The organism is Maribacter zhoushanensis, from assembly GCF_029350975.1.
GTDB lineage: Bacteria > Bacteroidota > Bacteroidia > Flavobacteriales > Flavobacteriaceae > Maribacter > Maribacter zhoushanensis.
In genome coordinates, this window is sequence record NZ_JARKMR010000004.1 from 279,952 (window position 1) to 292,542 (window position 12,591).

Genomic DNA, 12,591 nt, shown 5'->3' on the forward strand with positions numbered 1-12,591 from the left:
AATCCCAGTACTTTTAAGATACTAATTCAAACTAAACGTAATGAAAAAACTATTTTTTGCGCTATGCCTACTCGGGTATGGCTCATTTTTGACTGCACAAGATTATTTTCCAGAAAATGCAGGAGTAAAAGTTAACAACAATAATTATACTGCTTTTACAAACGCAAAAATCTTTGTAACTCCTACCCAAGTAATAGAAAAAGGAACATTATTAATTCAGCATGGTAAAGTAGTCAGTGCTTCCAGTTCTGTTAATATTCCAAAAAATGCTGTTGTAATCGATTTAGACGGTAAAACTATATACCCTTCTTTCATTGATGTGTATTCTAAATTTGGGGTAGAACAAGCAAAGAAAAAACCAGGCAGAGGTCGTTCAACTCAATACGAACCATCTAGAGAAGGTTACTACTGGAACGATCATATTATGCCAGAAAATAAGGCAATTGAAAAGTTCACTTATAATGACAAAGAAGCAAAAGTATTGCGAGAAGCAGGTTTCGGTGTTGTTAATTCTCATATACAGGACGGTATTGCCAGAGGTACCGGTGTGCTTATTGCTCTAAATGGTGAGGGCACAAATGCCAATAGAATTTTAGATGACCGTTCCGCTCAATATTTTTCTTTAACCAGAAGTATTGCAAAAGGGCAATCTTACCCAGGTTCTTTAATGGGTACATTGGCTTTACTAAGACAAATGTACAGCGATGCAGATTGGTACGCTAAAGGCAATGCTACCACTACAGACCTTTCTTTAGAAGCGCTTAACGAAAACAAAAGTTTGGTTCAGATTTTTGAAGCCAAAGATAAATCTCAAGATTTACGTGCCGATAAGATTGGAGATGCCAACGGCATACAATACACCATTTTAGGTGGTGGTAATGAATTTGAACGTATTGAAGAAATAAAAGGTACTAATGCAAAATTCATTTTACCGCTAAACTTTCCAGATGCCTACGATGTTTCTAATCCGTATGCTGTAGGTTATGTTTCTTTACAGGATATGCGTTATTGGAATCAAGCTCCTTCTAACCCAAAAGTATTGGCAGAAAACGGAATTCAGTTTTCACTAACTACCCACGATTTAAAATCTCCAGCTAAATTCAAGGCAAAATTGATGAAAGCCATTGAATACGGACTTTCTTCCACCAAAGCATTAGAGGCTTTAACTACTGTACCTGCACAAATATTAGGAAAATCAAATGAAATAGGCTCTTTGAAAACAGGTGCTCTTGCCAACTTCTTAATCACTTCCGGTGATGTTTTTGATAAGTCTACCACATTGTATGAAAACTGGGTTCAAGGAACAAAAAGTGTTGTTAATTCGATGGATTCAAAAGACATTCGAGGAGATTACAACTTAACCGTTCAAGGAAAACCTTATGATGTTTCTATAACGGGAGAAATCTCAAAACCTAAAATTGAGGTAAAACAAGACACTACAAAATTATCCTCCAAAATAGCATATAAAGACAATTGGGTAACCCTATCTTTTGCAACTGATAAAGGGGAAAAAACGTATAGAATGATAGGTGCTGTAACCAAAACATCAGACAACCTAACAGGTCGTTTGGTTTTACCCGATGGCACAGAATCTCAATTTACGGCAACCAAATCAAAATCATTTACTGAAAAGGAAGCTCAGAAAAAAGCAAATGATACTTCTATAAAAGTAATGCCTGTAACTTTCCCCAATGTTGGTTACGGATTTGCATCTAAACCAAAAGCACAAAACACACTATTTAAAAATGCTACGGTTTGGACAAGTGAAGATGCCGGAATTTTAGAAAATACCGATGTATTGGTTAAAAACGGAAAAATCGTTAAAATAGGAAAAGACCTTAGCGCTGGTGGTGCAACAGTTATTGATGCCACAGGCAAACATTTAACGGCAGGTATTATTGACGAACATAGCCATATTGCTGCTTTAGCAGTAAATGAAGCTGGTCAAAATAGTTCTGCAGAAGTAAAAATGGAAGATGTTGTAGATCCAGAACATATGGGTATTTATCGCTCTCTTGCAGGTGGTGTTACTTCACTTCAATTACTGCATGGTTCTGCAAACCCTATTGGTGGTAGATCGGCTATTTTAAAATTAAAATGGGGAGAAGAAGCAGACGGATTAATTTATGATAACTCGCCTAAGTTCATCAAATTCGCTCTTGGTGAAAATGTAAAACAAAGTAACTGGGGCAGTTTTTCTCGTTTCCCACAAACTCGTATGGGTGTTGAGCAACTATACATGAACTACTTTCAAAGAGCTAAGGAATATGACACCAAAAAGAAAAATGGTGAACCGTACCGCTACGATGAAGAAATGGAAGTATTGGCTGAGATCATTAACGGAGAGCGTTTCATCTCTTGTCACTCTTATGTACAGAGCGAAATTAATATGATGATGAAGGTAGCCGAACATTTCGGATTTAGAATAAACACATTCACTCACATTTTAGAAGGTTATAAAGTTGCCGATAAAATGGCTGAACACGGTGTTGGCGCAGGTACATTTAGCGATTGGTGGGCATACAAATTTGAAGTAAACGATGCTATACCATACAATGCAGCAATTATGCAAAAGCAAGGTGTTGTAACGGCAATTAATAGTGATGACCGTGAAATGATTAGAAGGTTAAACCAAGAAGCTGCTAAAACTATTAAGTATGGCGGTATGACGGAACTAGAAGCTTGGAAAATGGTCACTATTAATCCTGCAAAACTACTACACTTAGATAACCGTGTTGGTAGTATTAAAGTAGGTAAAGATGCTGATTTAGTTTTATGGTCAGGTAGTCCGTTATCTATTTATTCGAAAGCGGAGAAAACAATGATTGAAGGTATAACCTATTTTGATTTAGAAACGGATAAGAAAAACCGTGAAAAAATTAAAAAAGAAAGAAATGAATTGGTGACAATGATGCTTAAAGAGAAAAGTAGTGGTAAGAAAACTCAAGGTCCAAGACAAAGTGTAAAAAGAGATTTTACTTGCGAAAGTCTTTAATTTAACAAGCTACATTTCAAAATATTTAAAACAATACAAATGAAGAAACTTATAACCTTAATCATGGCTTTAGCACTGGGAATACCAGCTATAGCTCAACAAACACCAGGTTCTAAACAAACCGAAGCCATTACCATTGAAGGTGCCACCGCGCATTTGGGTAACGGAGAAGTAATTGAAAGTTCGCTTATCATGTTCGAAGATGGTAAGATTACTTTTGTAGGGGATTCTAAAATGAGAATTGCCAGAAAAGGTAAAGTAATCGACGCCACTGGCAAACATGTTTACCCGGGATTCATTGCTCCCGCAAAAACACTAGGTTTAGTGGAGATTGATGCCGTTAGAGCATCTAAAGATGAAGATGAAATAGGAGATTTTATACCACATGTAAGAAGTTTAATTGCTTACAACGCAGAATCTAAAGTAGTAGAAAGCATGCGACCTAATGGTGTTTTGATTGGGCAAATTGCTCCTTCAGGAGGTAGAATTTCAGGCACATCAAGTATTGTACAGTTTGATGCTTGGAACTGGGAAGATGCAGCTATTAAAGTAGATGACGGAGTTCATTTAAACTGGCCTGCAACTTTTAAGCAAGGTCGTTGGTGGGCCGGTGAAGACCCAGGGTATCAACCTAACAAAGATTATGCTGAACAAATAGAAACGGTTGCTACATTCTTAAAAAATTCAGCCGCTTATGGTAAATCAACCCCTGAAGAAGTTAACCCTGCATACGCAGCAATGCAAGGAATCTTTGATGGAAGTCAAAAATTATATGTGTATGCCGATGATGAAAAACAAATTATCGATGCGATCAACACTTTAAAATCAAATGGAGCCAAGGAAGTTGTTTTAATAGGTGGTTATCACGCTTATAAAATTCCAGAATTTTTAAAGAGCAACAACATTCCTGTTTTAGTTCAGTATACGCACAACCTTCCCGTATTTGATGATGACGATTATGACTTACCTTACAAACTACCTAAGTTATTAGTAGATGCAGGTTTATTAGTTGGAATTCAAAACTCAGACGCGGTTAACTTTCAAACTAGAAACTTACCTTTCTATGCAGGTCAAGCCGCACAACAAGGTTTGGACAAGGAAGTAGCTGTTCAATTATTGACAGGTAATACTGCCAAGATTTTAGGCATAGATGATCTTTACGGAACATTGGAGAATGGTAAAAGTGCCACACTTTTTATATCTGAAGGTGATGCTTTAGAAATGGCGGGTAATCAATTAACACATGTTTTTATCAATGGTAGAACAGTTTCATTAGAAACACACCAAACTGAACTTTGGAAACGCTATATGGGCAAGTACGAAGGAAAATAAAATAATAAAGATATTTATGTAAAGAGGCTGTCTAAAATTTTAGACAGCCTCTTTTTTATTTAAAAACATGAAGTAATTATTTCTTGCCAAGTATATACCCTATATATGCCATTGGCATGTAAGCCACTATAATATCTAAAGCGGTAAACCACATTGGCCCGCCCAACATGGCAATATTTGCGGTACCACCTATTAGAAAAAACAAGCCAATGATTAAAGCCATTAGCATTTTTCTTGTTGCTGCAATTTTAGTGGCAATTATGGCTCCTACCAAAGTCCCTAAAGCATGGGCAAGAAAAGGAAAAATAAAGTGCTTGGGCTCAAATAAATGCATTGTCGCCTTCAAACCTTCCATTGTGGTAATATCACCACCCCCTGGTGGCGGAATTATGGAACCACTAATCATAATAATTCCCATATTTACAATACTACCAACCACTACCCCGGCTACTACAGCCAAAATATTCTTTACTACTGGATTCATATAGAAAAATTTAATTGATTACTACCTGGTTCTTACAAAAGGAACAACCTCCCCTACCTCATAGTCCATACTTCTTGGTGCTAGACAAATAAACCCGTCGGCTTTTGCCAAACTTGTTAAATCTCCTGATCCATTTTCAACAACAGGAGTTGCCCAAAATTCACCTTCTCCTTCTTCTGCACTTACCTGTATAAATCTGGTTAACGGCTGTGATACGGTTATCGTTGTACTTAACTTAATATACGATTTATCTATTGAAATGCCCCATGAGGTATGCAACCATGGCAAAAAGTAGAGATGATAATTGGCAAAAGTAGAAACCGGATTGCCAGGAAAGGAGAAAATAACAGTCTTCAATTCTGGGTGAACGCCAAACCAAAATGGTTTACCTGGTCTTTGTAATACTCTATGAAAAACTTTCTCTACACCCAATGACTCCATTACCTCTGGTATAAAATCAAACTTTCCTTTGGAGACTCCGCCACTTAAAAGAAGTACATCGTTTTCAGTTAACGCTTTTTCTAATTCATTTTTAATAATAGCTTTATCATCTAATAAATGAAGTGAATCCGCATCAATCTTAGAATTCAATAATGCAGACTCAATAGTCAACATATTCGATTTTCGAATTTGATGTGGTTTGGGAGTTTCATTAACGGCAACCAACTCATTCCCTGTGGCAATAGTGCAAACTTTAGGGCTTCCCTTAACCATCACCGTTGCTTTCCCAACGGTAGCCATCACACCAATTTCTGCGGGACTAATCTTTTTCCCTTTAGATAATAGTAGTGCACCGGCTTTTTCGTCACTGGCTTGATAATGTATATTTTGACCTTTAGTTACTTTTTCATTGATTGTAACCTCACCATCTTCTATTGTGATATGCTCATACATAATTACGGTATCACAATTTGCTGGGACTACAGCACCAGTCATCACTTCTAAACAGTTACCTATATCTTGTAACTTTTTTTGGACTTCACCTGCAGCAGCTAAGCCTTCAATTCCTAAAGAATGTCCGCTATTTACAACATCAGAGAACTGAATTGCAATACCATCTTTGGTTGCACGATCAAAAGGAGGAAAATCTCTATCGGCATAAATATCTTCAGCCAATATTCTATTTAAACTATTTAAAAGTGAAACCTTCTCCATTCCTAAATCTAGGGGATGGTCCAACACTTTTTGATATGCTTCGTTAAATGTAATCATAGATTTAAAGGTAAAACTATTATAAATTATACCCTTAAAGAATTACAGCCAATTATTTTAACCTTTTAAAATAACTCCAGTCCATTAACCAACAAGACCCTTATACCTACAACAAACACCAACAAAGCCGTAACCCTTTTAATACCGTTAGCCGATAGTTTTTTAAGACTAATGCGAATACCTAACTGCCCGCCAAGAAGGACAGCTACAATTAAGCAAATAGTTTCTGTCCAGGGTAATGATAGTGAACCGCTAGTTATCAAACCAAATAACCCCGATATCGAATTTACCAAAATAAAGAAACTGGCAAGTGCTGCTATTTTTATAGCCTTGTTCCAACGTAAATGGTTAAGAATTGGCGCTAAAAAAATGCCTCCACCAATACCCACCAATCCAGATAAAAATCCAATACCAGCACCTAAAACATAGCTTAAGTACTTTGGATAATCCTTTACCTCTTTTTTAGATGTATTGATATTAAAAGTCTGAACAGCCAAAAACAATGCCGATAAAATAAGAGAACATCCTAAAATCATAAAAAAGACACTCTCTTTTAAACGAAATGTGGCACCTAAATACGCTAGCGGAATGCTTGCCAAAACAAAAGGTAGAAAATCTTTCCATTTTGCATGACCATTTTTAAAATACAGATACGTGCTGCCAGAAACTACCACTAAATTACATACTAACGCAATAAATCTAATATCAAAAAAACTAGTTAGAAATAACGTTAATAGCGCGAGATAGCTAGAACCACCACCAAAACCTACAGAAGAATAAAGTGTAGCAATGATAAAAAAACCAATGCATAAGATAATTAGTTGCTCAATAGGTATCAACATAATTTTTCATCTGATTCATACCTCCCGCAACATTAACAAAATCCTTACCCGGATATAATTCTTGCAATTTTGTTATTGCCTTTTTACTTCGAATACCAGACTGGCAAATAACATAAACGGTAGTTTCTAAATCAACCTCAGCGACCCTATCTGTTAATTCACCCAAAGGAATGTGTTTGGCTACTTTTAGATGTTGCCTTTGAAATTCTTTATCTGTACGTACATCTATCAGTTCAAAAGAGGAATCTGTAAGCAATTGTTGTAGCTCACCAGCCTCTACTGATTTTAGTGGAAGTTCACAATCAAACTCATAGCTAGCAGCTAGCGTTTTTATTTCGTTGTTACCAGATTGTAATTTAAACTTCATTCGCTGTGTACGTTGGCTCAATGTATCAAAAAGTAATAAAACACCTGATAGCACTTCTCCAATTTCCGCAATAACCTTAACCACTTCTAAAGCCTGTAGATTACCAATAATACCAGGCAAAATACCCAATACGCCATTCTCATTACAATTAGGCACGGCATCTGCCGCCGGCATGGTAGGGAACAAACAACGATATGTTGGTCCGCCTTTATAGTTAAATACACTTACCTGACCTTCAAAACTATGTAATGCACCATAAACAAAAGGTTTGTTTGCAATAACACAGGCATCATTAATTAAATATCTAGTTGGAAAATTATCTGTAGCATCTACAACGACATCATAATCTTTAATAATATCAAGAGCGTTAGCGGTTGACAAAAAAGACTTGTAAGTCTGTATATTAGTAGTAGAATTCTGAACTGACAATTGTTTTTTTACCGCCTCAACTTTAGGCATACCCACCATAGTCTCGGTAAATAAAACTTGACGATGAAGATTGGATAACGACACTACATCTGCATCAACAATACCTAAGGTTCCAACGCCCATAGCATTTAAATAAGTTAATACAGGAATTCCTAGTCCGCCTGCCCCAACCACCAATACTTTGGCGTTACCAAGCTTTTGTTGACCTTGAGTTCCAAAACCTGCTAAAGTTGTTTGTCTTAGGTAACGTTCCTCGTTCATGGTGCTATTTTAAGTAGCGCTTCTTCATACTCTGCTCTAGAGTTAGCATTTAACAACACTTCTTTTTGTTGTGGAAACACCAAATTTACATCTGAATTAATCAGAAATTTTCTTGGACAAGAACCATTGCCCGCCTGTAAATATACTACAGATTGCTTTAATGCTTCTGGTTCCCAAATAGCACAAAGTGGCTCTGGTAAAGGGTCATCCGAATCTGCAAAAGCACTAGCAATTTTATCTGAATTTCTTGCTTCAATTAGCTCCTCTAAAGCCTTTTTATCCATCAATGGCAAATCGCACGCCAATACCAACCACGCAGCATCTGGATGCGCTTTATGAGCAGACAGCAATCCGTTGTAAGGACCTCTGAATTCATCATTATCTATTATGGCATGGAACGAATTAGAAATTTCGCTTTCTTGGTCTTTACGGATACTAAGAAAGGTTTTATCGCAAACCTCATTCAACAAATGGTATAAATGCTCACGTTGCGGCAGGTTGTGATAAGTAATTAAACCCTTATCTTCTCCCATTCTAGTGCTCTTACCACCTGAAAGCACCAATCCGTATATCTTATCTTTGGAAATCATTTTTTCCTCCTGTTTTTTGTTCTAGTTGAACTGTACCGATTACGATGTCTTGCGAAAGCGCCTTGCACATATCATAAATGGTTAAGGCAGCTATAGAAACCCCAGTTAAAGCTTCCATCTCAACACCAGTCTTTTCATTGCATTTTACCGTACATGTAATCTGAAATGAATCTAATGCCGGTTCAATTTCAACATTAATTTTAGACAAATTTATTTGATGGCACAACGGTATTAATTCCGATGTTTTTTTTACACCTTGTATCCCTGCAATAACAGCTGTTTGTACAATACTACCTTTCTTACCGACAAAATCCTGATCAGATAATGATTTAAAAACTTCCGCTGGAAATTTTATAATTCCACTAGCAATTGCGGTACGTACTGAAGCTGTTTTTTGAGAAACATCTACCATGGTAGCATTCCCAGATTCATCTATATGTGATAATTTATTTTGCATTACCCTCCTATTGAAGTCATTGAATTACTAAATACGTCTTTATACTTTTCTTGTGCCTCAAAACCTGTTTTAGCACGACTGCCCACAGCCTTTAAAATTTCTTTTTTGATATTATCTTCCATAGCATCAGCTCTCATAATATCCCTAAGATTGGCACTTGCTTTGGCATATAAACAAGTAATAACGTCTCCCGTAGCCGAAATTCTTAAACGGTTACAACTACCACAAAATGTTCTACTAAAAGAAGGAATGACCCCAAAAGTTCCTTTAAACCCTGGCATCTTATAATTTATAGATGTAGATGTTTTTGGAGAGTCTAGTTTATAATAATCTGGATGCTTACTTCTAATATGTTCAAGTATGGTCTTAAAATCCCATTTTATAGTCTGAAATTCTTTTGAACCACCATTAAAAGGCATTTCTTCCAAATAACGAACCGAAACATTATAGTGTTTTGTAAGCTCTAACATAGGTAGAATATCATCTGTATTTTGACCATCTAAAGCAATAAAATTAATACGTACATTAAAACCTTCGGTAATTAAGCGGATCATGTTATTATAAACCACATCATAGTGATCACGACGTGTTATACGCTCAAAAGTCTCACGGTTAATGGCGTCCATACTCACATTAATATTCTTAATGCCAAGTTCTTTCAGCTCATCTATATACGGACCAATTAATGTTGCATTTGTGGTAACCGAAATATCATTTAATCCTTCTAGATTAGACAAGCTTCTCAACAACACCATTAAATCTTTACGAACAAAAGGTTCACCGCCGGTAATTCGTATTTTGTCTATACCTTGAGAAACCACAATTTCACTCAATTTAACCAGTTCATCTATGGTAAACAATTTGTCATTTTTGGCAAAATTGATTCCCTCCTCTGGCATACAATAATTACAACGAAGATTACAACGGTCTGTCACCGCTAATCTTAAGTAATTAATTGTTCTATTATGGTTGTCTACTAACATACTTTATAAATACAAATTCAAGAGGTAAATACAAATTCAAAAATCAAGTTCAAACTCAAAAAACAAATACAAATTCAAGAATAAATGTCAAGTTCAAATTCTCTCTTCTAATTTCTCTTCTCTGTTTGCTATTTCCTTTTCTCTATTATCTCTTTTCTATATTCTATTCTCTCTCTTCTAACTTCTCTTCTCTATTTTCTTACGGATGAGCTGAAACCCACACCGTTTTGTTCTTAAATTTCTCTTTTTTCCAGATAGGAACAGTTTCTTTTAGGGTATCGATTAGATATCTACAGGCTTCAAAGCAAGCATCTCTATGTGCAGATGATGCGCCTACAACCACAACTGGTTCTTCAACTCCTTTTTCACCCACGGCATGCCTCATTACTACTTTATTCAATGACCACTTCTCTAATGCGCTATCGGCAATTTTCTCCATCTCTTTCAACGCCATTGTCTTATACGTTTCAAACTCTAAAGCTACTACTTCTTCATTATTGGTAAACTCACGTACGGCACCTACAAAAACACAAATCCCTCCGCTTTTGGCATTACTAAGTTCTGTATACACCTCAGCAGTATCGATTACATCTACTATTTCAATTACTTTTTTCATTAGCCTCCGCTTACTGGTGGTATAATGGCAATTTCCTCGTTGCCAATTAATGGTACACTATCATCCGCATATTCACTATTTACAGCTACTGCCAATGAATTTAATTTTGAAAACACAGGATACGATTCTATAAGTTGCTTTTTTAATTCGGCAACATTAACAGGCTTAAATTCATCAGAAAAACTGATTTCAGAGCTGCCCACAATATCTTTCGTTATGCCAAAAAAAAGTACATTCATGCCCTTTTAAATTTAGATAAATTCCAAGTTAGGTATAAAAAATAAGGTGCCATAAAAATGGCACCTTTTTTAAAAGAATTATATGTTTTTGAGAAAAACCTTACTCTACTATTACAGCATTCTCAGGTTTAGAATAAAACTCCATTGGTTTCGCTTCTGTTGATAATGTTGCATTTTCAAAATTTACCGTTTTAGCCGCTTCTTTAATTTTACCTTCTTCTACTTTATGCCATGTAATTGAATTAGGTAATAAAACCTCATCAACCTTTACCCAATCAGCATAATTGATATAGCTAATTTTATCTGATGGCTCTCCACTAAAATACGTCATAGTATACCCCAACCATCTCATTTCATACGTTTTTGCATCATAATAGATATAGTATTCATCTGTAGAAGAAGCTCCAACACCTGTATTGTATGAAATTTTATAACCTGGATACGAAACTCCGTCATATACCAAAGCATCAGCTTCTTCATACTTTATTCCGTTATCTGACAGTACAAATGGCATTGCATAAAAATAGAACATTAGGTTATGATAAAATTTAGGCTTCCCTTTATAATCACCAGTTTTATCCATTAACCAAACATCACTACCTGCATATCCTAAATCATAGGCTGGCGTTGAAATTTTATCAAATCTTTTATGCAAATCAATAGTTTGTATTTCATTGAAATCCTCTTTTGGCATTTCAAAATGCAATGTTTTATATCCCTTCCAAGCATTTAATCCGCCATGAGCTTCAAAAACTTTATTCAATTCCGCTGGATATTTATCTAAATCCACTTGCTTTTCTACCGCTTCTACGGCATCGGTAACCATTTCTTTTTTAGGAGCTTCTTTACACGCAAATACTGCCAAGGCCAAAACCAAAAGGTAAAATTTATTCATAGTAATTATTGATTATGTATTATTTTTTTAAAACCCGTTAGTCGAGAAACTACAGTATACTTACTAAATTGAACTATTTTTGTATTTCATGCAAGCAAATAAACATATTAGTAGTGTCCAAAACCCGCTGATAAAGAAGGTTTTACTTTTAAAAGAAAAATCTAGGGAGCGAAAAAAAACAGGTCTTTTTATTTTAGAAGGTTTGCGTGAATTGGAAATTGCAAGTAATACAGGTTATACTATTGACACTATACTGTACTGTGAAGATATTTTAGAAAATTTTGATACAGTACAAACTTTTAATGCAGACCAACATATATCAGTTACTTTAGAAGTATATAAAAAACTAGCATATAGAGATACTACGGAAGGTATTATAGCTATAGTAAATAGCAAAGACCATGAACTATCTTCTTTAAAATTTAAGACCAAAAACCCGTTACTTTTAATTGCAGAAGCTCCTGAAAAACCAGGTAATATTGGCGCACTATTAAGAACTGCGGATGCAGCGAATTTAGATGCCGTATTAATTGCTAACCCTAAAACAGATTTATACAACCCCAATATTATAAGATCAAGTGTAGGCTGTATTTTTTCTAGGAATGTAAAAATGGGAAGCTCTTCAGAAATTATATCCTATTTAAAAAAAGAAGGATTTCAAATATACTGCGCTGCGCTATCGGCGTCTAAAGATTATACCACAGTAGATTTCACTGCACCTACAGCAATAGTAGTAGGTACAGAGCATTCTGGATTAAGTGACGAATGGCTAACGAACAGCACACAGAACATTATTATACCCATGGAAGGTGAGATAGATTCCATGAACGTTTCGGTCTCTGCGGCAATACTTATCTTTGAAGCCAAACGTCAGCGAAAAATAAACTAG

13 protein-coding genes are annotated in these 12,591 nt (G+C 35.7%); 3 read left to right on the forward strand and 10 right to left on the reverse strand.

The window, feature by feature from the left end:
• Window positions 1-40: 40 nt before the first annotated feature.
• Window positions 41-2,995: an amidohydrolase family protein gene (locus tag PXD56_RS14645; RefSeq protein WP_276494087.1), complete on the forward strand. Its 2,955-nt coding sequence runs from the start codon at window positions 41-43 to the stop codon at window positions 2,993-2,995.
• A 39-nt stretch (window positions 2,996-3,034) separates the two neighbouring features.
• Window positions 3,035-4,327, forward strand: coding sequence for an amidohydrolase family protein (locus PXD56_RS14650; protein ID WP_276494088.1), 1,293 nt, complete (start codon window positions 3,035-3,037; stop codon window positions 4,325-4,327).
• Window positions 4,328-4,403: 76 nt separating this feature from the next.
• Here the strand turns inward: PXD56_RS14650 and PXD56_RS14655 are convergent, their stop codons facing one another.
• The 10 genes from PXD56_RS14655 to PXD56_RS14700 form a co-directional block, all read right to left on the reverse strand.
• Window positions 4,404-4,811 carry a hypothetical protein gene (locus PXD56_RS14655; RefSeq protein ID WP_276494089.1) on the reverse strand — a complete coding sequence of 136 codons (408 nt, stop codon included), beginning with the start codon at window positions 4,809-4,811 and terminating at the stop codon, window positions 4,404-4,406.
• A gap of 21 nt (window positions 4,812-4,832) precedes the next feature.
• Window positions 4,833-6,023, reverse strand: a complete 1,191-nt coding sequence (locus PXD56_RS14660; protein WP_276494090.1) for a molybdopterin molybdotransferase MoeA — start codon at window positions 6,021-6,023, stop codon at window positions 4,833-4,835.
• A 65-nt stretch (window positions 6,024-6,088) separates the two neighbouring features.
• Window positions 6,089-6,865 carry a sulfite exporter TauE/SafE family protein gene (locus PXD56_RS14665; RefSeq protein ID WP_276494091.1) on the reverse strand — a complete coding sequence of 259 codons (777 nt, stop codon included), beginning with the start codon at window positions 6,863-6,865 and terminating at the stop codon, window positions 6,089-6,091.
• Window positions 6,849-7,922, reverse strand: a complete 1,074-nt coding sequence (locus PXD56_RS14670) for a HesA/MoeB/ThiF family protein (RefSeq protein ID WP_276494092.1) — start codon at window positions 7,920-7,922, stop codon at window positions 6,849-6,851. The genes PXD56_RS14665 and PXD56_RS14670 overlap by 17 nt, the downstream gene beginning before the upstream one ends.
• Window positions 7,919-8,512 (reverse strand): NTP transferase domain-containing protein, encoded by a 594-nt coding sequence (locus tag PXD56_RS14675; RefSeq protein WP_276494093.1) that lies wholly within the window; start codon window positions 8,510-8,512, stop codon window positions 7,919-7,921. Before PXD56_RS14675 ends, PXD56_RS14670 begins: the two co-directional genes overlap by 4 nt.
• Window positions 8,496-8,969, reverse strand: a complete 474-nt coding sequence (gene moaC, locus PXD56_RS14680; protein WP_276494094.1) for a cyclic pyranopterin monophosphate synthase MoaC — start codon at window positions 8,967-8,969, stop codon at window positions 8,496-8,498. Before moaC ends, PXD56_RS14675 begins: the two co-directional genes overlap by 17 nt.
• Complete coding sequence (gene moaA / locus PXD56_RS14685) at window positions 8,969-9,952, reverse strand: GTP 3',8-cyclase MoaA (RefSeq protein WP_276494095.1); 984 nt, start codon at window positions 9,950-9,952, stop codon at window positions 8,969-8,971. The genes moaC and moaA overlap by 1 nt, the downstream gene beginning before the upstream one ends.
• A gap of 199 nt (window positions 9,953-10,151) precedes the next feature.
• The gene (locus PXD56_RS14690) at window positions 10,152-10,568 is read right to left on the reverse strand and encodes a molybdenum cofactor biosynthesis protein MoaE (RefSeq protein ID WP_276494096.1); all 417 of its coding nucleotides are present in this window, start codon (window positions 10,566-10,568) and stop codon (window positions 10,152-10,154) included.
• Window positions 10,568-10,807 (reverse strand): MoaD/ThiS family protein, encoded by a 240-nt coding sequence (locus PXD56_RS14695; RefSeq protein ID WP_276494097.1) that lies wholly within the window; start codon window positions 10,805-10,807, stop codon window positions 10,568-10,570. The genes PXD56_RS14690 and PXD56_RS14695 overlap by 1 nt, the downstream gene beginning before the upstream one ends.
• Before the next feature lie 100 nt (window positions 10,808-10,907).
• A complete protein-coding gene (locus PXD56_RS14700; protein ID WP_276494098.1) occupies window positions 10,908-11,702 on the reverse strand; it encodes a DUF6503 family protein in 795 nt (264 codons plus the stop codon).
• Between the two features lie 88 nt (window positions 11,703-11,790).
• On the opposite strand from PXD56_RS14700, the gene PXD56_RS14705 reads away from it, so the two are divergent.
• Window positions 11,791-12,591 (forward strand): TrmH family RNA methyltransferase, encoded by an 801-nt coding sequence (locus PXD56_RS14705; protein WP_276494099.1) that lies wholly within the window; start codon window positions 11,791-11,793, stop codon window positions 12,589-12,591.